The sequence below is a fragment of the Duganella sp. CT11-25 genome, from assembly GCF_047302815.1.
Taxonomy (GTDB): Bacteria; Pseudomonadota; Gammaproteobacteria; order Burkholderiales; family Burkholderiaceae_D; genus Rugamonas.
In genome coordinates, this window is the sequence record NZ_JBKBFD010000001.1 from 5069815 (window position 1) to 5093594 (window position 23780).

A 23780-nucleotide genomic window follows, 5' to 3' on the forward strand; every position below is an offset into this window, starting at 1 on the left:
CAAAGGTTTTTAGTCGGCCCAGACGATCACGCCGAAATAGGCCGTAATCAGCACCAGCAGGCCGAAAGCGATACGGTACCACGCAAACACGGTGAAGGTGTGGGAGCTGATATAACGCAGCAGCCAGCGCACGCACAGGAAGGCCGAGATGAAGGCGGCCACGGTGCCGACCGAGAACAGCGGCAGGTCGGAGGCCGACAGCAGCGCACGGTGCTTGTACAGCGAATAGATGGTGGCGCCCAACAGCGTCGGGATCGCCAGGAAGAATGAAAACTCGGTGGCGACCTGGCGCGAGAAGCCGAAGATCATGCTGCCCATGATGGTGGCGCCGGAGCGGCTGGTGCCCGGGATCAGCGCGAAGGCCTGGGCGAAGCCGATCTTCAGCGCGTCGGCCGGCTTGATGTCGTCCACCGAGGTGATGCGGGCCATGGTCGGATTGTCCTTTTCGCGCTTTTCCACCCACAGGATGACGAAGCCGCCGACGATGAAGGCCAGCGCCACCGGCACCGGCGCGAACAGCAAGGCCGTGATCGACTTGGCGAACAGCACGCCCAGGATCGCGGCCGGCAGGAAGGCGATCAGCACATTGAGCGCGAAGCGCTGCTGCCGCTTGTCGCTGAACAGGCCGCTCAACACGGCGGCGATGCGCGCGCGGTATTCCCAGACCACGGCCAGCATGGCGCCGGCCTGGATGACGATCTCGAACACTTTCATTTTCTCTTCCATGCCGTGGAAACCCAGCAGGTGCTCCGCCAGGATCAGGTGGCCGGTCGAGGAAATCGGCAGGAATTCCGTGAAACCTTCGACCAGACCCATGACGACGGCTTTGAGAGCGAGAACAATATCCATGAATTAAGTATTTACGCGTGGAAGTTTGTGGGAAAGACAAGATGCGGGGACAGCCGGGGTCGAAGCTTACCATGTTCGGCCCGCTGTTTTCTGAATCTGACTCAAGCGTAACGCGGATTTGTGCATTGCAGCGCAAAGTAGCGGACGGCGCGGGCGCCGGCGCCATAAAAAAACGCCCCCGTAGGGGCGTTGAAAGGGACAATGTCGATGTCCGGCCTGGCGATTACCAGTTGGCTAGCAGCGTGTACTTGCCGTTGGTGGCGCCGGTGCCGCCGCTGTAATAGATCACCTTGGCGTACAGGGTGCCGGCCGTGCCGTAGGTGACGCTGTCGGTCTGTCCCGTGCCCTTGGCACTGGACGCCACCTTGGTGCCGGCGCTGTTGTACAACTCCAGGTCGTAGTCCGAGCTGGCGTTCGGGGCCAGCGTCGCGGTCAGGGTTTTGCCGGCCGGCAACGTGATCTTGTAGTAATCCACGTCCGACGAGGCGCTGAACGTGCCGTTGACCGTGGTGCCGGCGGTGGCCACGGCTTGCGCGGTGGCGGTGGTGTTGTTGCTCTCCACCTCGGCGATGGTGGGGCCGCTCACCACCGACGACAGGATGTTTTGCGCCTCGAACTTGGCCTGGAAGGTGTTGGCGTAGCTCAGGTCCGCCGGGAACAGCGTCTTGGCCGCGTTGACGATGGCGGTGGCCATGGCCGGCATCTTGATGTTGCTGCCCAGACCGAAGTGCGCCTCGAGGATGATCTGGTCGATGTTGGCGCGCGGCTTGCCGGCGGCGATCAGCGCCTTCATCGATTCATACAGCGGCGCCGACCACAGCTCGTCCGACTGGAAGGTCACGCCGCCCTCGGTCACCGACTGGTGCGCGGCGTAGGTCTTGCTGGCGTTGTACTTGGCGGTGGTGCGGTTCAGCAGGCGGCCGTCCCAGCAGGCGCCGTGGCCGTCCCAGCTGAAGGCCCACTCGGGGTGGTAGATCTTGCCGTTCGGCGTGCTGTAGGAGTACGAGGCGGCCCAGTAGTCGCCGAAGCCTTCGCCCATGGCGCCGGTGTCGCCGCCGCTCCAGCCGGAATTGATGTTGGCCTGGATGCCGTGGCCGTATTCGTGCAGGATCACGTCCGCGTCCTCGCTGTCGTTGACGCAGCCGTGGCCGAAGGCCAGGTAGTCGCTGCTGCCGCTGCTGTAGTGCGAGTTGTCGTCGCCGTTGACGCCGTCGGTGTCGACGTCCAGCGGACGGTTGATGATGGACTTGGTGCCGGTGAAGCCGAGCGACTGGATATAGCGCTGGCTCTGGTCCAGGTGGAAGTAGACGTTGGTGTCGTCGAAGGCGTTGCTGCCGCGCTTGGCCGTCCATACGCCGTTGGTGGTGGTGCTGGGCGCGGTGGCCGGCGCCTCGATGTTCTTGATGTTGACGAACGGGCCGCTCAGCTTGTACACGCCGGCGGTCACCGTCAGGTCGCGCAGGGTCTTGGTCGAGTAGGCGGCGTCGAAGGCGCTGGCGGGCGAGGTGTCGGTCAGCGCATCGGTATTCAGCGCCGTGCGCGGATCGGGATCGAAGGCGTAGCCGGAACCGTTGATGCCGGACGCCGCGGCCGCGGCTTGCACGGCCAGCGCCGTGCGCTGCGACTGGCTGGAGCGCATCGCGTTGGTGGCGGCCTGGCGGTCCAGCACGGCGCCGGTCGTCTTGGCGCGCGCGGCCAGCGAGCGCTCGCCCTTGCGCGGCAGCGAGGTGGTGTAGGAATCGATGACGGCGCCGTCATGCGCGTTCAGGTATTGGACGAAGCCGCCGGTCGGCATCTGCGCTTCGATGCGCACTTTGCGCGCCAGTTGCACGCCGTCCTTGGTCGGCATCCACACCAGTTCGGTGGACGGGGCGTCCACCAGCGCGTGCTGCACCTTCATATTGCTCCAGGCCTGGTCCAGCGCCTGGTCTTCGCTGATCTGGGACTGGTTGTACAGCTGGTTGACGGCGTTGGCGTCGACCTTGTCGGAGATGTAGCGGGTTTCGTTGTAGATTTTTTGCAGTTGGCCGTTCTTGCCGATGGAAACGATGATCTCGGCGCGGTCGACCGGCAGTCCGCGCAGCATTTGCTGGTAGTGATAGTGTTTGCCGGTCAGCGATTCCTGCACTTTCACCAGCTTCAGGTTGTTCAGCGAGGCGGGCAGGCCGAAGTGGGCTGCGGTCTGGCGCAGCACATCGTCGGCCGATTTGGCGGAGGCGCCGGAGAACACCGTCAGGTTGTCGACGGCATAGCTGTCGGCGTGCGCGGTGCCCGCGTAAGCCAGGATGATCAGGGAAGCAAGTAGTGGGCGGGCGTATGGGCGCATGCTGCAGGAACTCCTAAAAAAAGGTTTGGCGACTGGTGCTCAACGAGTATATCCACGCCTTTTTGCCAAGTGTGAAATCATGCGTTTTTAGACATTTTTCAGGATTCTGTTAAAAATGAGACATGGCGGCCGTGCGCGCGCGGCGCTAAGATGGGACCCAAACAAGCTACAGGAACGCGCCATGCACAGACTGTTTTCCCTGCTTACGCTGGCCGCGCTGGCGTCCGGCTGCGCCATGGCGCAAGCGCCCAAGCCGATCGAGGATGTGGAACCGGAAGTGACGCAGGAAGTGTCCGCCGCCGTGGCCAGGCTGGCGGCCGAGCAGACGATCGCGCCGGCGGCCGAGGGCGCCGCATTGCTGCGCGCCTGCCCCGTGCCGACGCCGCTGGAACTGCTGCGGCGCAGTGTGGACGGCGAAGAGCGCACCTACCTTTACCGCGTGCGCTGCGGCGGCGCGCTGCTGGTTTCGGCCACCTATGGCAAAAGCCGGGCCATCAAGCGCCTGCAGGTGAAGCCGGAATAAAAAGCCCCCTGGCCGCGCATAGGGGCGACGGCAGGGGGAAAAGAAACCGATGGCGGCTGTTCGGCCGCAGTCCGGTCGCGAGGGAGATGCTCTTTCAACCGGTGTCAGTGCCGACATTCAGACACGGGCTCTGCCGCTGCAAAGCAGAGTTCGTGTCCGAATGTCGGCACTGACACCGAAGTGTTTTAGAAGGTCATGTCCAGACGGGCGCCGAAGTAGCGCTGGAAGTCGCGCGGCGGCAGCCATTCCGTGGTGTTGACCACCAGCGGCGTGTTGGGCGCCTTGCTGCTCCAGTTGCTGTTGGCGTAGCCGTTGTTCAGGCCGGACGCGTAGCGCTTGTCGAACAGGTTGTTGACCAGGAAGGTGACCTTGTAGCGGTCCTGCTTGTCCTTGACCCCGAAGCTCAGGTTGCTGATGCTGTACGAACCCTGGATCGTCATCGGGTCCTGGCTCAGCGAGAACTGCGTGCGGCTCTGGTAGCGCGTCGAGCCGGCGATGAAGCCGTTGAAGCTTTGCGACGCCAGCATCAGGTCGTACTGGCCGCCCAGGTTGACCTTGACCTTGGGCGCGTTCGGCAGCGTCTTGCCGGCCAGGTTCTGGACGTTGGTGTTGTTGAACTTCGGACTGTTGGCGCAGCCGGGTCCCGGCACGGTGCCGGTGCCGGTGGCGTTCAGCACGTTGTAGCACGGACCGTTTTCGAACGACTGGATGGTGGCTTCGGTGTAGGCGAAGCTGCCGTTCAGCTGCAACTCGCGGCTGACGCGGATGCTACCCTCGGCCTCGAAGCCCTGGGTGCGCAGGCCGCCGATGCTGTTCAGGCCGGTGCGGTAGGTGCCGTCGGCGTCAAAGAAGCTGGCCGATTGCTGGAAGTTGCGGAAGTTGGTGCGGAACAGCGCCAGGCTGAACATCGCGCGGTTGTCCAGCAGGCTTTGCTTCAGGCCGATCTCGTAGCTGCGCGCCGTTTCCGGCTTGACCGCCGGCAGCTTGGCGGTGGCGGCGGTGAAGCCCGAGGTCAGGTCGTAGGCCACGCCCTTGTGGCCGGTCGAGGCCATGCCGTACACCATCGTATCCTTGTTGACGCGGTGTTCCAGCCCCAGCTTGCCGGTGACGCTCTTGTCGTTGTCGTCCTTGGTGTAGAACTCGGTCGTGGCGTGCGCTTGCGGCGGCACCGTGTAGCGGCGGAAGTTGTAGCCGGTGTCTTCGTCGTTGTAGCGGGCGCCGACGATCAGGCTGGTGCTCGGGATGAAGTCCCACGAGCCCTGGCCGTAGATGGCCTTGCTGGTGTTGTAGGCGTCGGCGCCGTAGGCGGTGCCGTAGGCCTGGATCAGCGGCGCCTTGGTCAGCTCGCGGGTCAGCGCGTTCTTGCCGTACCACAGGCCGGCCACGTAGCGCACCGCGCCCTTGTCCGGCGAGGTCAGGCGGAATTCCTGCGTGGTCGAGGCGACGTCGAAGAAGCCATACTGGTACAGGCCGCCGTGCATGCCGGTCGGCTGGCCGTTGGGCAGCAGCAGGAAGGGCAGGATGTCGATGTCGGTGTTGTCGTTGTCCTGGTAGTCGTCCATGTGGTACTTGCTGTAGGACGAGATCGAGCTCAGCGTGTGGCCGGCCAGCGGGCTGTTGTCGTCGAAGGCCCAGTCCAGCTTGATGCCGGTGCCGGCGTCGTGGAACTTGCCGCCGGTCGGGTAGTCGTTGCGCACGTCGCGGTTGCCCGGACCGATGTTGATGCCGGCCAGCACCAGCGAGGCCGGCAGTTGCGGCGCGTTGCGGTAGATGCCGCCCGGCGACATATAGCTGTAGGCGGTCGAGCAGCAGAACTTCTCGGTGCGGTTGTAGTGCGGCGTCAGGGTCAAGGTCAGCTGGTCCATCGGTTGCCATTCCAGCTTGCCGCTGATGTTGTCGCCCTTGCTGCCATTCAGCTTGCCGCCGGTGGTCAGGTCGTTCAGCGTGCCCTGGTAGCTGGTCTTGCTGGCGGCCAGGCGCAGGCGCAGCGTGTCCGACACGGCGCCGCCGACGCTGAAGCCGGCGCGCCATTCGTTGTCGTTGGTGACGTAGGTGGTGACGTTGGTCTTGATCGGGCCGCCGATCGGCTTGGTGGTGATGTTGATCGCGCCGGCGATCGAGCTCTTGCCGAACAGCGTGCTCTGCGGGCCCTTCAGCACCTCGATGCGGCCGACGTCGGCCAGGTCCTTGAAGGCGCCGGCCTGCATGCCCTGCGGGATGTCGTCGACGATCACCGAAACGTCGGCCTCGACGCCGATGCCCAGCGAGAAGGTGCCGATGCCGCGCATGTTGATGCTGAAGTTGCCCGGCTGCGTGCCGTAGGACAGCGTCAGCGCCGGCGACAGCGACGGGATGTCTTCCAGGTCGCGCACGTTGGCGCGCTGCAGGACGGCGTCGCCCAGCACGGTGATCGAGGCGGGCACGTCCTGCAGGTTCTGCGCGCGCTTGTTGGCGGTGACGACGACGGTGTCAAGCTTGCCGGTGTCGGCCGGCGCGGCTTGCTGCTGCGCGTAGGCGCTGCTCATGCCCAGGAGGGCGAGGGCGACGGCGGCGGTGATGCGCCGTGGCGCTGGTAAGGCGTTGTTCGTGGATTGCATGGTTGTCTCCGATTTTATTAGTGTGTTTTCGGTGCTGGTGATGCGGTTAAACTAGTTTGTGGTAGCGCTTCCATTTCAGGTTAAAAAAATCCGCCGGCGTCTTCGGACCGCCGGCGGGCTCGATCTATTTGCTGCTGACTTTCAGTGGGGCCTTCAGTTTTTGCGCGTAGTTGCGGACATAGGCTTCCCATGCCGCGCCGTCGGCGAAGTCGCCGCTCTTGCTCCAGCCTGCGCCGAAGTAGTAGACGAAGGGCTTGCCCGGCTGCGCGTTGCCCAAGGTGAGCTGCTGCTTGTCGGTCACCGCGAAGCCGCTGGCGCCGGCCGGCAGGATCACGCCGCAGCCGATGTTGCCGTCTTCGCCGTGCGCGGGCTCCCAGTAGCTTGCCCAGCCGCCGGCGGCGTCGGTGGCGTACTTGCCGTCGCCGTTGCGCTGCGTGATGCCCACGCCCACCGTCAACGGCGCCTTGCCGGTGCCGGCGTACCTGGCTTCCACGCGGGTCATGTTGGAGCCGGCGTCGATCGAATAGCGCTTCACTTCCGACACCATGCGGCCGCTGCCCGCGTCCCACTTGCCGAAGCTCAGTTCAAACACGGAGCGCAGCGGGCCGTCGGTCAGCACTTTCCAGTTCTGGAAGTTGGACGAGTTATGCAGCGCACCGTCGGCGTAGAGGGTGGTGCCGCCGCAGCCGCGGCTCTGGCCGACGTCGTAGTAGTCCAGGCCTTCGCCGAAGTCGTGGTGATATTCGCCGCGCTTGTACCATTTATCGACCACCGGCGTGCGCACCTTCTTGACCCACACGTCGACGCCGCTGCTGATCAGGTGTTCCTTCGGATCCTTGATGATGGCCGGGCCGTACACGCGGTGCGCGGTACGGTCGCTCTCCCAGGCGAAATCGTCCAGGCGTTCCGGCACGAAGCGCGCGTGCGTCTTGACGTCGGCCGGCGGCACGGCGGCCAGGCGGTCGGCCGGCAGCACCAGGTAGCGGTGCGTCTCGCCCGCAGCCAGGTTCACCGGGAACAGCAGCTGCTTGCCGATCACTTGCGAGTTGATGATGGCCGACGTGGTGGCGTCCATCACCACCGGCTTGTTGATGCCCGCGCCGAGTTTGACCTCGGCCAGCTCGTCGCCGCGCACGCCGTTGCTCTCGTTGCTGACGCTGACCACCTGCGGCCTGGTCTTCTCCAGCACGGCCATGCGATATACCTCGCTGCCGGCCAGCAGGAAGCCGCCGACGCCGTAGACTTCGGTCAGGTTGTCGTCGAAGACCTTCGGCGCCAGCCCGATCGGCTGCACGTGGGTCAGCTTGCCGTCGGCCTGCACATTGCCGACCAGCGCGGTCCATGCTTTCCGCACGGCGGGCTTGTAGGCCTTGGCGTCCAGCAGGCCCTGGTTCACGCCCCAGGCGAAGGCATAGGCATACAGCGCCGAGCCGCTCGATTCCTTCATCGGATAGGTGTCGGGATCCAGCAGGCTGGCGCGCCACAGGCCGTCCGGCTGCTGCAGCGTCAGCAGCTTGGCCGACATCTCCTTGTACTGCTGCTCGAAGCGCGGACGTTCAGGATGGTTCGCCGGCAGGTATTGCAGCATGCGCACCAGGCCGCCCATCACCCAGCCGTTGCCGCGTCCCCAGTAGACCTTCTTGCCGTTGGCTTCGCGCTTGTTGAAGTAGTTCGAGTCGCGGAAGTACAGATGCTCTTCCTTGTCGTACAGGTAGTCCGAGGTCACCCACCACTCGCTGATCGCGAAGTCGATGTAGCGCTGGTCACCGGTGATGGCCCACAGGCGCAGCCAGGTCGGTGGGCCCATGTACAGCGCGTCGCACCACGACCAGCGGTCCTGGTTGCCCTTGACGGTGAATTCCAGCGTGCCGCTGCGGCGGTTGGCCAGGATGTCGTCGAAGCTTGCGCGCAGCGGGCCGATCATCTTGTTTTCGCGCAGCTGCAGATACAGCTCGGCGTAGGTCTGGCCGACGATGTGGTCGTCGGCGTGGTAGTGGTTCGGACCCAGCTTCCAGTCGTTCTTCTCGCCCATGGCGATCATCGCATCGCGGTATTTGCGGTCGCCGGAGATGTTCGCCAGCGCCATGATGCCGTTGTAGCCGACCGCCTGCGTCCAGTCGTCCGGACGGTGCTTGCTCGGATTGGCCAGCTGCCAGTCGGCCACGCGCTGCATCGCACCCAGCACCGCCTTGGGATTGATGGCGGCCGACGGCGCCGCCGTCTCCGTGGCCGGAGTCTCGGCGGCAAAAGCGGGAACGGCTTGGAACATGGCCGCCACGGCGGCCAGTACGGCGATACGCAGATGCGATTGATTCATGTGGGCGTCTCTTTATATTTTTGTGAGAAAAGGACTTGCTGGCTTACTTGTACATCGGTCCGGCGGTGACGAACGGGCCGCCCTGGTAGATGGTCGGCGCATCGCCCTTGGCCGGATAGTCGGCGCTGTTCGGGAAGTTGGCGGCGAACTCGCTGGAGCTGTGCTTGGGCACATAGCCCAGGTGCGCGGCGTGCTTGTTGTCCCACCACTTGGTGGCGTTGTCCGAGGTGCCGAAGGTGATGGTATGGCCGACGCGCGCCGTGAACAGCGAGCAGCGGATCAGCTCCACCAGGTCGTCGTAGGCCAGGTAGGTGACCATCATGCGCGGGTTCTTAGGCTCCGGGAAGGAGGAACCGATGCGCAGGCAGACGGTCTCGGTGCCGAAACGGTCGTAGTAGTAGCGCGACAGCGCCTCGCCGAAGGCTTTCGAGACGCCGTAGAAGCCGTCCGGGCGCAGCGGCATGTTGGCGTCGACCAGGTCGGTGGTCTCGTAGAAGCCGACCACGTGGCTGGAGCTGGCGTAGATCACGCGCTTGACGCCGTTCTTGTGGATCGCTTCGTACAGGTGGTGCAGGCCGAGGATGTTGGCGTTCATGATCGGCTCGAACTTGTCTTCCACCGAAATGCCGCCGAAATGCAGCACGGCGTCCACGCCTTCCATCATCTTCATGACATTGTCACGGTCGCCCAGGTCGCCGATAACGATTTCCTCGCCGTCGCGCGCCGGGCCGAGATCCTTGACGTCGTTCAGGCGGACCACGTCGGCCCATTCCTTGGCGCGTTCGCGCAGGACGGTGCCTAGGCCGCCGCCGGCGCCCGTCAGCAGGATGCGTTTGAATGGTTTAGCGCTGGTAGTAGTGGTCATGGTTGCTTTTATAGGGTTGAAAGGGTATTGTGGTTAAACGTTTAATCGCCAGTATAGCGAAAATATTTTTGAGGTCAATCGGTTCATGAAAAAACCCGTCCCCACCATCCGCGACGTGGCGGCCGCCGCAGGCGTGTCCACCGCGACGGTGTCCAAATTCGTCAACGGCGCGCAACGCTTTTCGCCGGCGGTGGAGGCGGCCATCAGCAAGGTGATCGCGGAACTGGGCTACCGCACCAATCCCCTGGCCCAGTCGATGATCACCGGCCGCACGCAGAGCATCGGCGTCTCGGTGCTGGATGTGAGCAATCCGCACTTCGCCAGCGTGGTCAAGGGTGCCAACCGCGTGGCCCAGGAGCATGGCTATAACCTGCTGCTGGTCGACACCGAGGAAAACCCGGACCGCGAGCGCCCGCTGCTGGAGGCGCTGAGCCGCCGCGTGGATGGCATGATCGTCAACTCGCGCATCCCGGAGGCAGAGATGGACTGGATGACGGAGCTGGGCAAGCCGCTGGTGTTCTTCGGCCGGCTGGCGCATTACGACATTCCCTGCGTAACGGGCGACGACCATCGCGGCGCCAGCATGCTGACGCGCCACCTGGTCACGCTGGGCCACCGCAAGATCGCCTACCTGGGCTTTTCCAAGTCGCGCCGCGACGAGGGGCGCCTGGCCGGCATCCGCGAATGCCTGTCGGCGCACGGCTTGCCGCTGACCGTGTACGACGGCAGCGCGCCGTCGGCGCAGGAGGGGGAGCGCGTGTGCTCGTCGGTCATGCTGGGCGAGGATCATCCCGATGCGCTGATCTGCTACAACGACCTGATGGCGCTGGGTTTCATGAAGGCGGCGCAGATACTGGGCTTCCGCGTGCCGGCCGATATCTCGCTGGCCGGCTTCGACAACATCGCTTTCGCCAACTACACCTCGCCGCCGCTGACCACCGTGGACCTGCAAAGCGAGCGCCTGGGCGGCATCGCGGTCGAACAGCTGATCGCGCAGATCGAAGGCAAGCCGCCCGCAGGCTTCAGCATGATCGAGCCGCAGCTGATACTGCGCAGCTCCACCGCCAACCGCAACCGCCAGGCCTGAATTTTTTCGCGGCGGGCTTTACTCGCCAGAAAAAATCACATACCATCAGTTAAACGTTTTCCAAAATAATTCAACTCAGAGACCCACGACTCCATGATTTCCTTCCGCCTTAATCCTGTCGCGCTGGCCGTGCTGCTGGCCGTCGCTCCCGCTTCCGCCGTGCTGGCCCAAACCGCTCAACTGCCATCGCCGGCGAACTACGTGCCGCCGCTGGCGACCACGCCGATGAACCGCATCGTGCAGGACAACGCCTACAAGCAGCTGGATTACTTCTTCAAGAAGCTGGTGGCGGAAAAGGAGAACATCGTCATGGACGGCCAGGCGCCGTTCAAGAGCAACGACAAATTCCTGCCCGGTAAAGTGGCGGCGGGCCTGGGCCACGTGCTGCTCAACACCGCCAAGGACGATCCGGAGCTGGCGCAAAAGCTCAAGGACTACCGCGACATCGCCGATATGACGGTCGGCATGGACAACCACACCTGGGGCATCTATTACTACATCGGCACCCTGGTCAAGCTGAAGGAAGCGGGCCTGCTGGAGCGCGCCATCAGCCCGGCCACGCTGGAGAAGCTGCGCAAGCAGCTGGACTGGCGCACCTTCGTCACTGTGCCGCAGTACGATCTGATCAACTTGCCGACTAATTACTACGGTGTCGCCTTCAGCATCGCGCGCTTGCGTATGATGATGGGTTGGGAAGACGACAGCGCAGGCAAGATCCTGCTCGATAAAATGCTCACGCATTACAAAAAATACTCCGGCAAGTTCGGCTTCTCCGACGAGACCGACGGCGAGGGTCGCTTCGACCGCTACAGCATCCTGCTGATCGCGGAGATCTGCGAGCGCTTCCTGGAAACCGGCCTGCAGCCGACCGACGAGTTGAAAGTCCTGCTGCGCAAGGCCGCCGACATCGCGCTCAACGTCGGCAATACCGCCGGCGACGGCTTCAGCTTCGGCCGCAGCCTCGGGCCGTACGGCGAGACGGCGCTGGTCGAGATCCTGTCCGTCTCCGCCTACCTGGACGTGCTGACGCCGGAAGAGAAGCAGTACGCCTACGCCTTCTCCTCGCGCGTGGCCGCGCGCTACATGGACTTCTGGTACGACCCGGCCATGCATTCGCTGGATATGTGGGGCAAGGGCCGCCGCACCGACACGTATCGCGGCAAGCACCGCATCCTCGGCGAAAACTTCTCGCTGCTGCACCAGCTGATCTACACCAACGATACCTGGAACAAGGCCGGCTTCAAGGACGTGCAGCCGAAGGCCGATCTGCAGGCCTGGCTGGACAAGACCCGTCCGCAGTTCAGCACCACCACCTTCGCCCAGGGCGAGTACGATCGCGCGCTGGCGATTTTCCGCGATGGCAAGCACGTGGTCAGCCTGAACATGATCAACGGCGGCATCAGCCAGCATAACAACAGCCCTTACTACCCGCTGCCTTTCGCGCCGGGTATCATCTCCGGCATCGCCGACGACGGCGGCGTGCATCCGCAACTGCTGCCGAAGTTCACCATGGCCGACGGCGCGCAGCTGATCGGCGCGGCATGGATCAAGGACATCAAGACCGTCAAGGACGGCCAGCGCTACGTCGTCACCTATCGCCAGGATGAGCTGGACCGCCTGGGCAAAAAAGGCCCGGTCAAGGACGCGCGCATCAAGCTGGAAACCACCTACACACTGGAACACGGCCAGCTGACCCGTACCGACATCTACAAGCCGGTGGGCACGCAGGAAGTGGAGAAGGTCACGCTGGAATTCGCGTCCTTCTCGGAACAGGCTACTATGAGCGGCAATACCGTGACCTTCGCCAAGGGCGATGTGAACGAATACAGTGTCAGCGGCCTCCAGCAATGCCAGGTCGCGCCGACCAGTGGCACCAAGGATTTCATGGCGACCTACGGCGCGATGAAGTCCCTGGTCACCTGCAGCACCGGCAAGCTGACGATGAAAGAGCCGCTGACGATCAAGTGGACCGTCAAGTATCACTAAGGATTTCGCATGCCGCACCTGAAGATCGAATACACCGCCAACCTGGATGCGCACACCGACATCGGTGAACTGTGCAAGACGCTGTCGCACACGCTGGTCACGCTAAAGGACGCCGGCGGCACGCTGGTGTTCCCGCTGTACGGCACGCGCGTGCTGGCGTGTCCGGCGGCGCAGTACGCGGTGGCGGACGGGGAGCAGGGGCGGGCATTCGTCTACATGAATATGCGCGTCACGCCGGGCCGCAGCGATGCGCTGATAGAGGCGGTGGGCGACGCCGTGCTGGCCGCGGCGAAGGTGCATCTGGCGCCGGTCCTGGACCGGCTGCCGGTGCGCCTGACGCTGCACATCGACGCCACGCCACCAGGCTACGAAGGTAAATTCAGCAGTTAAATAAGAAGAAGGTAGGAGACAATCGATGCGTAATGTATGGAAGATGCTGTTGTTATCGGGCTGCCTGTCGGCGGCCGTTGCGGCGTGGGCGCAGGACGACCAGGCGCCTGGCCAGGCCAACACGGTGAAGGGCGGCGGCGCGCGCGCCGAGCTGGCCAAGCAGCCGCCTATGCTGCAGAACATTTACGGCCGCACGCATTTGCTGCTAGACGGGCGCTGGAACTACATTATCGATCCCTACGAGACCGGCTTCTACAACTACCGCCGCCAGGCCTTCGACCAAACGGGCAACGGCACCGGCGGCTTCTTCGACGACCGCAAGCAGAAGGACAAGGACGAGCTGATCGAGTATAGCTTCGACGGTTCGCCGACGCTGGCGATTCCCGGCGACTGGAACTCGCAGAATCCGAAGCTGGAAAATTACGAAGGCACGGTGTGGATGCGCCAGCAGTTCAACTCCACGCCCAAGGAAGGCAAGCGCTACTTCCTCTACTTCGGCGCGGTCAACTATGAAGCGCACGTCTACCTGAACGGCAAGAAGCTCGGCAGCCACAAGGGCGGCTTCACGCCATTCCAGTTTGAAGTGACGGGCCGCCTGCAGAACGGCCAGAACACCGTCATCGTCAAGGCCGACAACACGCGCCACCAGGACGATATCCCGACCGTGAATACCGACTGGTGGAACTACGGCGGCATCACGCGCGACGTGATGCTGGCCGAAACGCCGGACACCTATATCGCCGACTACAAGGTCCAACTGGCCAAGGGCGACATGGGCCGCATCGAAGGCTATGTGCAGATGACCGGCGCCCAGCGCGCGCAGGACGTGACGATCTCGATCGCCGAACTGGGCGTCAAGGCCGTGGTGCGCACCAACGCCGAGGGCCGCGCGGCGATCAGCATTCCGCTGCCGAAGAACAAGGTGCGCTACTGGTCGCCGGAAGATCCGAAGCTGTACGCCGTCGCCATCGCCGGTGCGACCGACAAGCTGAATGACCGCATCGGCCTGCGTACCATCGAGACGCGCGGCCACGACATCCTGTTGAACGGGAAGTCGATCTTCCTGCGCGGGATCTCGATGCACGACGAGAATCCGCTGATCCCGGGCCGCCTGCGCGGCGAAGGCGACATGCGCATGATGCTGCAATGGGCCAAGGAGATGAACTGCAACTACGTCCGCCTGGCGCACTACCCGCACAGCGAGGAAATGATCAAGCTGGCCGACGAAATGGGCATGCTGGTATGGGCCGAGGTGCCGGTGTACTGGACCATCTCGTGGGAGAAGCCGGAAGTCTTCGCCAACGCCAACCAGCAGCTGACCGACCTGGTGGTGCGCGACAAGAACCGCGCCAGCGTCATCATCTGGTCGATCGGGAATGAAACGCCGGTCAGCGCACCGCGCAATACCTTCATGGGCAAGCTGGCCGATACCGTGCGTTCGCTGGACAGCACCCGCCTGGTCGGCGCAGCGCTGGAAGTGCATCGCTCCGGCAGCGTCATCACGGTGGAAGATCCGCTGGCCGACAAGATCGATCTGGCCAGCTTCAACCAATACGCCGGCTGGTACTGGACCAACAACAAGGAAATGAACAACTACTCCTTCAAGGTCGATTACAACAAGCCGGTGATCGTGACCGAGTTCGGCGCCGATGCGCTGGGTGGACTGCATGCGGACACCGACACGCGCTGGAGCGAGGAGTACCAGGACCAGTTGTACAAGAATACGTTCAAGATGCTGGACGCGATTCCGGGCCTGCGCGGCATGACGCCGTGGGTGCTGGCCGACTTCCGTTCGCCGCGTCGCCCGCATCCGTACTACCAGGACTTCTGGAACCGTAAAGGTCTCGTCTCGGAAACCGGCAAGAAGAAGCTGGCGTTCTACACGCTGAAGTCCTACTACGACCAAAAACAGCAGCAGTACAAATAAGCTCAAATAAACCATGAAAAAACAAATCATGATGCGCACCCTCGCGGTGGCGATTGGTACCGCTACCGCCGCTTTGTTCCCTATGGTGGCGAACGCGCAGGACGCGCAGATCGAGCGCAAGGTCGATGCGCTGATGAAGCAGATGACGGTGGCAGAGAAGGTCGGCCAACTGCATCAACTCTCCGGCCGCCAGTTCACCGGCCCGACCAGCAGCGAGTACGCCGACAAGCTGGCGGATATCCGCAGCGGCAAGGTCGGCTCGATGCTGAACGTGAAGGGCGTGGCGGACACCCGCGAGATCCAGGCGCTGGCCCTGAAATCGCGCCTGAAGATTCCGCTGCTGTTCAGTCTTGACGTGATCCATGGCTACCAGACCGTGTTTCCTGTGCCGCTGGGCGAATCGGCATCGTGGGACATGGAAGCGATCGAACTGTCGGCGCACATCGCCGCGCGCGAGGCCGCCGCTTCCGGCATCCACTGGACCTTTGCGCCCATGGTCGACGTGGCGCGCGATCCGCGCTGGGGCCGCGTGATGGAAGGCGCGGGCGAGGATACCTTCCTCGGCTCGAAGATCGCCGCCGCGCGCGTGCATGGTTTTCAGGGTAAAAAGCTGGGCGACGCCGATTCCGTGATGGCCACCGCCAAGCACTTCGCCGCCTATGGCGCCGCTGTCGCCGGCCGTGACTACAACGCGGTCGACATGAGCGAGCAGCAGCTGTTCGAAGTCTACCTGCCGCCGTTCAAGGCCGCGCTGGACGCGGGCGCCGCGACTTTCATGAACTCCTTCAACACGCTGAACGGCATACCGGCCACCGGCAACGCCTTCCTTCAGCGCGACATCCTGAAGGGCGCCTGGAAGTACAAGGGCTTCGTCGTCAGTGACTGGGGCTCGGTGCGCGAGATGGTGCCGCATGGTTATGCGACCGACCTGGCCGACGCCGCCGTCAAGGCCATCAACGCCGGCAGCGACATGGACATGGAAGGCTACGCCTACAGCAATCACCTGGAAGCCGCCGTCAAATCCGGCAAGGTGAAGATGAAGACGCTGGACGATGCCGTGCACCGTGTCTTGTACAAGAAGTTTGAGCTCGGCCTGTTCGACGATCCCTACCGCTATTCGGACGCCGCGCGCGAGAAGACTGTGCTGAGCGATCCGTCGCACCGCGCCGCCGCGCTGGACGTGGCGCAGAAGTCGATCGTGCTGCTGAAGAATGAAGGAAAACTGCTGCCGCTGTCGCGCGAGGCCAAACGCATCGCCGTCATCGGTCCGCTGGCCGACGCGCAGCGCGACCTGGAAGGCGGCTGGGTGGTGCAGGGTGAGCGCGCAAAGGTAGTCAGTATCCTGGAAGGTATCCGCAGCCACGCCGGCAAGGCGGAGGTCAGCTACGCACAGGCCTGCGCCAGCCCTTGTGCCACCACCGAAGGCTTTGCCGGCGCCGTCGCCGCCGCTGCCAAGGCCGACGTCATCGTGCTGGCCGTCGGCGAGACGTGGGACCTGAGCGGCGAAGCCAAGTCGCGCACCGACATCACGCTGCCGGGCAAGCAGGAAGAATTGTTCGCCGCGCTGAAGGCGACCGGCAAGCCGGTCGCGGTGGTCATGCTGGCCGGCCGTCCGCTGGTGTTCAACACCATCGCCGACCGCGCGGACGCGATCCTGTACGCCTGGTTCCCAGGCAGCGAAGGCGGCAACGCCGTCGCCAATGTGCTGTTCGGCGATTACAACCCGTCGGGCAAGCTGCCGATTACCTTCCCGCGCAGCGTCGGCCAGATTCCGATCTCGTACGCGCAGTACAACACCGGACGTCCTGTCACCGACGAGAAGAACGTTGTCTATAAATCGGCCTATATCGATTCCGTCAACACGCCGCGCTATGCCTTCGGCCATGGCTTGAGCTATACCGATTTCAAATACTCGGGCCTCGCGCTCAAGGGCGAAACGCTGTCCTTCGACCTGGCCAATACCGGCAAGGCCGCTGGCACGGAGATCGTCCAGCTTTACCTGCGCGACATGGTCTCGTCGGTGGTGCGGCCTTTGAAGGAGTTGAAGGGCTTCCAGAAGATCTCGCTGAAGCCGGGCGAACAGCGGCGCGTCAGCTTCACCGTGGATCGCGAACTGCTGTCGTTCTTCAACAGCAAGCTGCAGTGGGGCGCGGAAGCGGGTGAATTCAAACTGATGGTCGGCAGCGCCTCGGACGACATCCGCCTCGAAACCACGTACACACTCAAATAAAAACATCATGAACAAACCAACTGCATCGCCAGTCGTCACCGCCATGCGCGTTATTCCCGTCGCTGGACGGGACAGCATGCTGCTCAACCTGAGCGGCGCGCATGCGCCTTACTTCACCCGCAACCTGCTGATCCTGACCGACAGCGCCGGCAACCAGGGCGTGGGCGAAGTGCCGGGCGGCGAAGCGATCCGCAAGACGCTGGAGGACGCGCAGCAACTGATCGTCGGCCAACCCATCGGCCAGTACAACGCGGTGCTGAACAAGGTGCGCAACGCCTTCGCCGACCGCGACAGCGGCGGGCGCGGCCTGCAAACCTTCGACCTGCGCATCGCGATTCACGCTGTTACCGCTATCGAGTGCGCGTTGCTGGATCTGCTGGGCCAGCACCTGGATGTGCCGCTGGCGGCCCTGCTCGGCGATGGCCAGCAGCGCGCGCAGGTGCCGATGCTGGGTTACCTGTTCTACATCGGCGACCGCAACGTCACCGACCTGCCGTATGACAGCGATCCAGGGGGCGCCGATGCGTGGGCACGCCTGCGGCATGAGAAGGCGATGGATGCCAAGGCCGTGGTCGCGCTGGCCGAAGCGGCGTATGAACGCTACGGCTTCAAGGACTTCAAGCTGAAAGGCGGCGTGCTGCGCGGCGAAGAGGAAATCGAAGCCGTCACCGCGATTGCCGAGCGTTTCCCCGATGCGCGCGTGACGCTCGATCCGAACGGCGGCTGGCTGCTGAAGGATGCGATCCGCCTGTGCCGTGACCAAGGACATGTGCTGGCGTATGCCGAAGATCCGTGCGGCGCCGAGAACGGCTACTCGGGCCGCGAAGTGATGGCCGAGTTCCGTCGCGCCACCGGCCTGCCGACCGCCACCAACATGATCGCCACCGACTGGCGCGAGCTGGGTCATGCGATCCAGCTGCAGTCGGTGGACATCCCGTTGGCCGATCCGCACTTCTGGACCATGCAGGGATCGGTGCGCGTGGCGCAGCTGTGCCATGAGTGGGGCATGACGTGGGGCTCGCACTCCAACAACCACTTCGACGTATCGCTGGCGATGTTCACGCACGTCGCCGCCGCCGCACCGGGCAAGATCACCGCCATCGACACGCACTGGATCTGGCAGGACGGCCAGCGCCTGACCAAGGCGCCGCTGCAAATCGTCGGCGGCCTGGTGGATGTGCCGAAGAAGCCAGGCCTGGGCGTGGAGCTGGACATGGTGGAAGTCGAAGCGGCGCACCAGCGCTACCTCGGCATGGGCCTCGGCGCGCGCAACGACGCGGTGGCGATGCAGTTCCTGATCCCTGGCTGGAGTTTCGACGCCAAGCGTCCGTGCCTGGTGCGTTAAGTGTGCGTTTTATCCAGCGCCTGCTGCATCTCGGCGATTTCATCGAGCAGCCAGGCGCGGAAGCGGGCCACCTTGGTCATCTCTTCCTTGCCGCGGCCGACCAGCAGGCGGTAGCCGCGCGAGTAGGGCGCGTCAAAGCACTTCAGCATCAGCAGCGCGCCGCTGCGCAGGTCTTCGTAGGCGACCGCATACGAGATCAGGCTCACGCCCTGTCCCGCGATCGCCGCCTGCGCCAGTACCGCGAAGTTGGTGTAGCTGCGCGACAGGTCGTACTTCCCCTTTGCGACGTGGTTGGCCTTCAGCAGCTTGATCCAGTCGTCGGTCGAGTTATCGTATAGCAGCGGGAAACGCTGCAGGTCGGCCAGCGTTAGCGCCTCCTGGCCCGGCGCCAGCAGCGTCGGGCTGTAGACCGCCACCAGGCGGTCACGGAACAACACGCCGCTGTCGGTGGCTTCCACGTTGTAGAAGCGCAGCGCGACGTCGACGCTACCATCCTCCATGTTCATGATCTTGTCGCTGGAATCGATGCGGATATCGAGTTCAGGATACAGCTTGGTAAAGCGGCTGATGCGCGGCACCAGCCATTTGATCGCCAGCGAATGCGTGGTCGAAATGCGCAGGGTCTTTTCCTCGTCGCCGCCTTGCAGCGCTTCGACCTTCTGCCGCAACTCGCCCAGCATGCGGCTGACCGTCGCCGCCAGATCGCGTCCCTTGTCGGTCAGCGCGATGTGGCGCGGATGGCGCACGAACAGCTCGAAGCCGAGCGCCTCTTCCAGCTGCTTGACCTGCAGGCTGATCGCCGCCGGCGTCTTGTGCAGCTCCTGCGCGGCCAGCTTGAAACTCCCCCAGCGCGCCGCGCAATCGAAGTCCATCAGGCCGGAAAGGGAACGCAGCGGTTTGCTCATGGTGAGGGTTTAGGCTAAGTTTTTCTTATTCATTTGTCGAAAATAACTCGTTTGATAACACTTCGAGTCAGGCGGAGAATATACCCCATGCACTGGTAAAACGCCATGCAGCAGCTTTTTTATGGAGGTCGCCATGTCCCACCCCGCCATCCCAGTACCAAAAGAAACTTGCCCTCGCGATTGCGCTACGCCGGCGAAGGAACCGTTGTTGCCTAAATTTTCAGCGGAATTAATGAAGTTGCTGGCGCAGCTGGAAGCGCGCCGCTGATGAGCCTAGTGCGGCGCGGTGGCGCGTTCGAGGTCGGCCAGCCAGATCATGGCCGACTCGCGCGAACTGCCGCACATTTCGGCTGACGGCTGCAGGCCGCCGCAGAAGGCGGGCCGTTCGGGACGGCCGAAGATCTTGCAGCGATTGTCGTCCGCCAGCTGGATGCAGCGCACGCCGGCCGGTTTGCCCTTGGGCATACCGGGTATCGGGCTGGTGATGGACGGAGCGGTGCAACAGGCGCCGCAGCCCTGGCGGCACTCTGTCGCGGCAGTGATGGTATTCATAGGGCCGATATTTTACCCGGCTTTGCCGGCGGCTAGCCATTTTGCCACCGCTTGCGCGACCCAGGCGCCGTCGTCCAGCGGCAGGTCATGGCCTGCGCCTGGATGCACAAGGTGTTCGGCTTGCCATGCGCGGGCGAGGTTGGCGGAGCAGCGGTGGTCGACCAGTTGATCGCCGGCGCTGGCCAGTACCAGCAGCGGCGCGGCGGGGCGCTCGTTCGGCGCATGGAAGCGGGCGGCGGACCACAACTGGCGCAGTGCGTTCTTGCGAGTGACCGGGAATTCGCGTTGATAGTCCAGCCAGCGCTGCAGCAGCCCCGCGCGTTCGGCGGCGTCCCCTTCGCGACTGGTCAGGCGCAGGATCAGGCGCTCCTGGTTTTCCACGCCCCCTTGCAGCATCAGCTTCAATATCGACGGATAGTTTTGCCAGCGCAGCCGCTGGTGGAAGCGGCTGTATGGCCGCATGCTGGTATTGATCAGCACACAGCGCGCCACTTCCTGCGGATAGCGGCTGGCCCATTCCACCGCGACCATGCCGCCCAGCGATAAGGCCAGCAGCGAGTAGGGCGCCGGCACGCCGCGCGCCTTCAAATCCTGGCGGCAGAACTCCACCATCGCCGCCACCGTGGTCGCGCTTTGCATGGCGTGACGCTGGCCATTGCCCGGCAGGTCGGGCGTGACGATGACGGCGTCCGGCACGGCGCGCGCCAGCTCGCCGGGGAAGCGTCCCCAGTGGCGTTGTTCGCGCATCAGGCCGCGCAGCAGGACCCAGCTGCTCATGCGAGGCTTCTCATGCGTCATACCATTGCGCCAGTGCGCGACGGTGCTGGATCTTGCGCGCCAGTCCTTCCGGCATCCAGCGCCCGTGGCTATTGGCCGCGCGCATCAGGAAGTCGAACAGGATCAGATGCCGCCGCAGCACGCGCTGCAAGCGGTGCTTGGCGGTCGGATTGAACATGGCGATGCGGTCGAAGATCTGGCGCGGGTTCTTCTTCACCCACAGCCACGATCCCATCTCCAGCGTCAGCGGCAGGAACACGCGGTCGTTGTAGCTGGTGCCGTTCAAATACAGGTAGTCCCACAGGTCGCCGTGCGTGCGGTACTGGCGGCTCTGAGGCTCGAACACGTAGTTGTGATTCGGGTAGCTCTGGCTGAACAGTTCTTCCAGCGCGCCGATGTCGGCCAGGTGCGGAATCGGCGCGGCCGTGTGCGCGTGCGGGAACCAGATGCGGTCGCGCAGGCCGAAGCCCGAGTGGCAATCGAGCGCCATGCTGAACTGGCGCGTCAGCAGTTCGCGTTCCACCAGGCCGCAGACGGCCTGGCTCTCCGGCTCCATCGGCGCGCCTTCTGCGCCGCGATACCAGGGCAGGTGATGGCTGTAGCGCTGCCCGCCCAGCATGAACGGCACCTTGTCGACGGCGCTCAGCGGCGCGTTGCGCATCAGGTCCACGCCTTGCGGATTGCAGCGCGTGGCCTGCCACATGCCGCCCGGGTTCACCAGCGGCATGAACACCAGCCGCATCGATTCCAGTTGCTGGTGCAGGGTGCTGTCCCAGCGCAGCCGTGCCAGCAGGCTTTCCATGAACGACAGCACGACCTGCGTGCCGATGCGTTCCAGCCCGTGGATGCCGCCGAAGAAGCCCAGCGCCGGCACGTCCGGGCTCGGATTGCCGAGCGCGATCGAATACACGGGGAACTGGCGGCCGTCCATCGCCACCGTGCAGGAAGTTTCAACTTCGAGATGCTTCCCGCCTTCGTCGATCAGACGCTTCAGGGTGATCAGTTCAGGCAGGTTCTTCTCGGGCATAGGGCACGGCGCAGAAAGATATGACCGACAGTGTAGCCGATATTGTCAGTGCTCCGGCGCGGCCAACGCCAGCAATGTCTCGCGGAAGTTGGCCACCAGCGGCCGCAGGTTGATGCGGTGCCAGGCCGCCCACAGCGGCGAACGATAGCTGAACCACGGCAGCTCGCGCAGCACCACGCCCGGCGGGATCTGATGGCGCAGGCCTTGCTGCACCATCGCCATCCCCAGCCCGGCCGCGACCAGGCCCAGCGCCGTCATCGGCTCGCTCGCTTCCATCTGGATGTTGGGCGTGAAGCCTGCGCGCGCGCAGGCGGCGATGAAGTCGTCGTGCTTGAGGCCCGTATCCTGATGGCGCAAGGCGATCCAGTCCTGCCCCGTCAGGTCGGTCGGCGTCAGTGCCGCCAGCGCGTTGAGCGGATGCGATTCCGGCATCGCCAGCATCATCGGATCGTTGAGCACCTGCGCCGATTCCAGGTCGGGATCGTTGGCGGCCGGCGGTTCGCACACCAGCGCGATATCCAGGCTGCGCTGGCGCAGCCCTTCCAGTTGTTCCGTCGAGTGCAGGCTGTAGAGCGCCACATGCACCGACGGCCGCGTCGCGCGCAAGGTGCGCAGGCCGGCCGGCAGCACGCCGGCGTGCATGGCGTTCTCGATGTAGCCGATGCACAGGCCGCCCTCGTCGCCGCGGCCGAGCCGCTTGGCCAGCGCTTCGAGCCGCTTGGCGTGGGTGAGGAAGGCCTGCGTCTCGGCCAGGAAGGTGCGGCCGTCGCGCGTCAGGCGGATGCGCTGCTGGCTGCGCTCGAACAGCGTCAGTCCGAGCTTTTCCTCCAGCTGGGCGATCTGCCTGCTGAGCGGCGATTGCGAGATGTGCAGCCGCTCGGCCGCGCGCCCCACATGCTCTTCCTCGGCGACGGTGACGAAATATTGAAGTTGGCGGATGTCTAACATATCAGACCTAAAAGGACTCAAGGTTTGCAAATTATGTCTTGGACAGTCTTATCCAGTCAATCTAAACTTGCTTCACTTTCTTCATTAATAAAAGGAATCAAGATGAGTATCCGTCACAAACTGCAAGGCAAACTGGGTTTCGGCACCGCGCCGCTGGGTAATATGTTCCGCGACATTCCTGAGGCGGAGGCGCTGGCTACCGTGGATGCGGCGTGGGGGCAGGGCATCCGCTTCTTCGACACGGCGCCGTTCTACGGCGCGGGCCTGGCCGAGATCCGCCTGGGCGATGCGCTGGCCGGCCGCAACCGCGACGACTATGTACTGAGCACCAAGGTCGGCCGCGTGATTCTCGACGAACTGGAAGATCCGGCCGCGCGCGACCTGGGCGAAAAGGGCGGCGTGTTTGAATTCGGCTTGAAAAACAAGATCGTCAACGACTACAGCGCCGATGCGACGCTGCGTTCCATCGAGGACAGCCTGAAACGCCTGAAGACCGACCGCCTGGATATCGTCTGGGTACATGACGTCGCGCAGGATTTCTATGGCGATGAATGGCTGGCGCAATTCGAGATCGCCCGCACCGGCGCCTTCCGTGCGTTGAGCCGCCTGCGCGACGAAGGCGTGATCCAGGGCTGGGGCCTGGGCGTGAACCGCGTCGAACCGCTGGAGCTGACGCTGGACCTGAACGAGCCGAAACCGGACGCCTTCCTGCTGGCGGGCCGCTATACGCTGCTCGACCATGAGCGTTCGCTGCAGCGCCTGATGCCCGCCGCAGCGAAGCAGAATGTCGACATCGTCGTCGGCGGCCCATACAGCTCGGGCATCCTGGCGGGCGGCGCGCACTTCGAGTACCAGAAGGCCTCGCCGGAAATCATCGCCAAAGTCGAGCGCATCAAGGCCGTCGCGCAGCGGCATGGCATCAGCGTCAAGGCGGCGGCCTTGCAGTTCGCGCTGGCGCATCCCGCGGTGGCTTCGGTGATCCCGGGCGCCAGCCGTCCCGAGCGCATCGCCGAGGACCACGCGGCGCTGAATGAACCCGTGCCTGCCGCGTTCTGGCAGGAGATGCGTGAACAGAAGCTGGTGGCGCCGGATGCACCGCTGCCAGGCGACAGCAAGAAGGAGCAATAAC

Annotated in this window: 18 protein-coding genes; 8 read left to right on the forward strand and 10 right to left on the reverse strand. The window is 64.0% G+C overall.

Annotated features, from left to right (window positions below; genetic code table 11):
- Positions 1-9 precede the first annotated feature (9 nt).
- Both ACEN9F_RS21785 and ACEN9F_RS21790 read right to left on the reverse strand, forming a co-directional pair.
- Positions 10-849 (reverse strand): undecaprenyl-diphosphate phosphatase, encoded by an 840-nt coding sequence (locus ACEN9F_RS21785; protein ID WP_413423252.1) that lies wholly within the window; start codon positions 847-849, stop codon positions 10-12.
- Between the two features lie 223 nt (positions 850-1072).
- Positions 1073-3175 carry a M36 family metallopeptidase gene (locus tag ACEN9F_RS21790; protein WP_413423254.1) on the reverse strand — a complete coding sequence of 701 codons (2103 nt, stop codon included), beginning with the start codon at positions 3173-3175 and terminating at the stop codon, positions 1073-1075.
- 181 nt (positions 3176-3356) lie between these two features.
- On the opposite strand from ACEN9F_RS21790, the gene ACEN9F_RS21795 reads away from it, so the two are divergent.
- Positions 3357-3698, forward strand: coding sequence for a hypothetical protein (locus ACEN9F_RS21795; protein WP_413423256.1), 342 nt, complete (start codon positions 3357-3359; stop codon positions 3696-3698).
- 185 nt (positions 3699-3883) lie between these two features.
- Here the strand turns inward: ACEN9F_RS21795 and ACEN9F_RS21800 are convergent, their stop codons facing one another.
- The 3 genes from ACEN9F_RS21800 to ACEN9F_RS21810 all read right to left on the reverse strand — a co-directional run bounded on the left by ACEN9F_RS21800 (position 3884) and on the right by ACEN9F_RS21810 (position 9477).
- Positions 3884-6295, reverse strand: coding sequence for a TonB-dependent receptor (locus ACEN9F_RS21800; RefSeq protein ID WP_413423257.1), 2412 nt, complete (start codon positions 6293-6295; stop codon positions 3884-3886).
- A 124-nt stretch (positions 6296-6419) separates the two neighbouring features.
- Complete coding sequence (locus tag ACEN9F_RS21805; RefSeq protein ID WP_413423259.1) at positions 6420-8612, reverse strand: glycoside hydrolase family 88 protein; 2193 nt, start codon at positions 8610-8612, stop codon at positions 6420-6422.
- Positions 8613-8655: 43 nt separating this feature from the next.
- Positions 8656-9477, reverse strand: coding sequence for an NAD-dependent epimerase/dehydratase family protein (locus ACEN9F_RS21810; protein ID WP_413423261.1), 822 nt, complete (start codon positions 9475-9477; stop codon positions 8656-8658).
- Positions 9478-9562: 85 nt separating this feature from the next.
- Here ACEN9F_RS21810 and ACEN9F_RS21815 point away from each other — a divergent pair, with 85 nt between their 5' ends.
- From ACEN9F_RS21815 to gudD, 6 genes are all read left to right on the forward strand, one after another.
- On the forward strand, positions 9563-10564 hold the full coding sequence (locus tag ACEN9F_RS21815) for a LacI family DNA-binding transcriptional regulator (protein ID WP_413423263.1): 1002 nt from the start codon (positions 9563-9565) through the stop codon (positions 10562-10564).
- A 93-nt stretch (positions 10565-10657) separates the two neighbouring features.
- Entirely contained in the window at positions 10658-12550 is a 1893-nt protein-coding gene (locus tag ACEN9F_RS21820) for a hypothetical protein (protein ID WP_413423265.1), read from the forward strand.
- Positions 12551-12559: 9 nt separating this feature from the next.
- Positions 12560-12940: a 5-carboxymethyl-2-hydroxymuconate isomerase gene (locus ACEN9F_RS21825; protein ID WP_413423267.1), complete on the forward strand. Its 381-nt coding sequence runs from the start codon at positions 12560-12562 to the stop codon at positions 12938-12940.
- A 25-nt stretch (positions 12941-12965) separates the two neighbouring features.
- Positions 12966-14867 (forward strand): glycoside hydrolase family 2 protein, encoded by a 1902-nt coding sequence (locus ACEN9F_RS21830; protein ID WP_413423269.1) that lies wholly within the window; start codon positions 12966-12968, stop codon positions 14865-14867.
- A gap of 28 nt (positions 14868-14895) precedes the next feature.
- Complete coding sequence (locus ACEN9F_RS21835; RefSeq protein ID WP_413423271.1) at positions 14896-17097, forward strand: glycoside hydrolase family 3 N-terminal domain-containing protein; 2202 nt, start codon at positions 14896-14898, stop codon at positions 17095-17097.
- 7 nt (positions 17098-17104) lie between these two features.
- Positions 17105-18442 carry a glucarate dehydratase gene (gene gudD / locus ACEN9F_RS21840; protein WP_413423273.1) on the forward strand — a complete coding sequence of 446 codons (1338 nt, stop codon included), beginning with the start codon at positions 17105-17107 and terminating at the stop codon, positions 18440-18442.
- On the opposite strand, the gene ACEN9F_RS21845 is transcribed toward gudD, so the two are convergent.
- The 5 genes from ACEN9F_RS21845 to ACEN9F_RS21865 all read right to left on the reverse strand — a co-directional run bounded on the left by ACEN9F_RS21845 (position 18439) and on the right by ACEN9F_RS21865 (position 22651).
- Complete coding sequence (locus ACEN9F_RS21845; protein ID WP_413423275.1) at positions 18439-19347, reverse strand: LysR substrate-binding domain-containing protein; 909 nt, start codon at positions 19345-19347, stop codon at positions 18439-18441. The two genes, gudD and ACEN9F_RS21845, sit on opposite strands and share 4 nt — an antisense overlap.
- A gap of 273 nt (positions 19348-19620) precedes the next feature.
- Complete coding sequence (locus ACEN9F_RS21850; protein ID WP_413423277.1) at positions 19621-19899, reverse strand: YkgJ family cysteine cluster protein; 279 nt, start codon at positions 19897-19899, stop codon at positions 19621-19623.
- Between the two features lie 12 nt (positions 19900-19911).
- Entirely contained in the window at positions 19912-20676 is a 765-nt protein-coding gene (locus ACEN9F_RS21855; RefSeq protein WP_413423279.1) for an alpha/beta fold hydrolase, read from the reverse strand.
- 10 nt (positions 20677-20686) lie between these two features.
- Complete coding sequence (locus ACEN9F_RS21860) at positions 20687-21703, reverse strand: M14 family zinc carboxypeptidase (RefSeq protein ID WP_413423280.1); 1017 nt, start codon at positions 21701-21703, stop codon at positions 20687-20689.
- Between the two features lie 45 nt (positions 21704-21748).
- Positions 21749-22651, reverse strand: coding sequence for a LysR family transcriptional regulator (locus ACEN9F_RS21865; RefSeq protein WP_413423282.1), 903 nt, complete (start codon positions 22649-22651; stop codon positions 21749-21751).
- 102 nt (positions 22652-22753) lie between these two features.
- Here ACEN9F_RS21865 and ACEN9F_RS21870 point away from each other — a divergent pair, with 102 nt between their 5' ends.
- On the forward strand, positions 22754-23779 hold the full coding sequence (locus ACEN9F_RS21870; protein WP_413423284.1) for an aldo/keto reductase: 1026 nt from the start codon (positions 22754-22756) through the stop codon (positions 23777-23779).
- Position 23780: the final 1 nt, after the last annotated feature.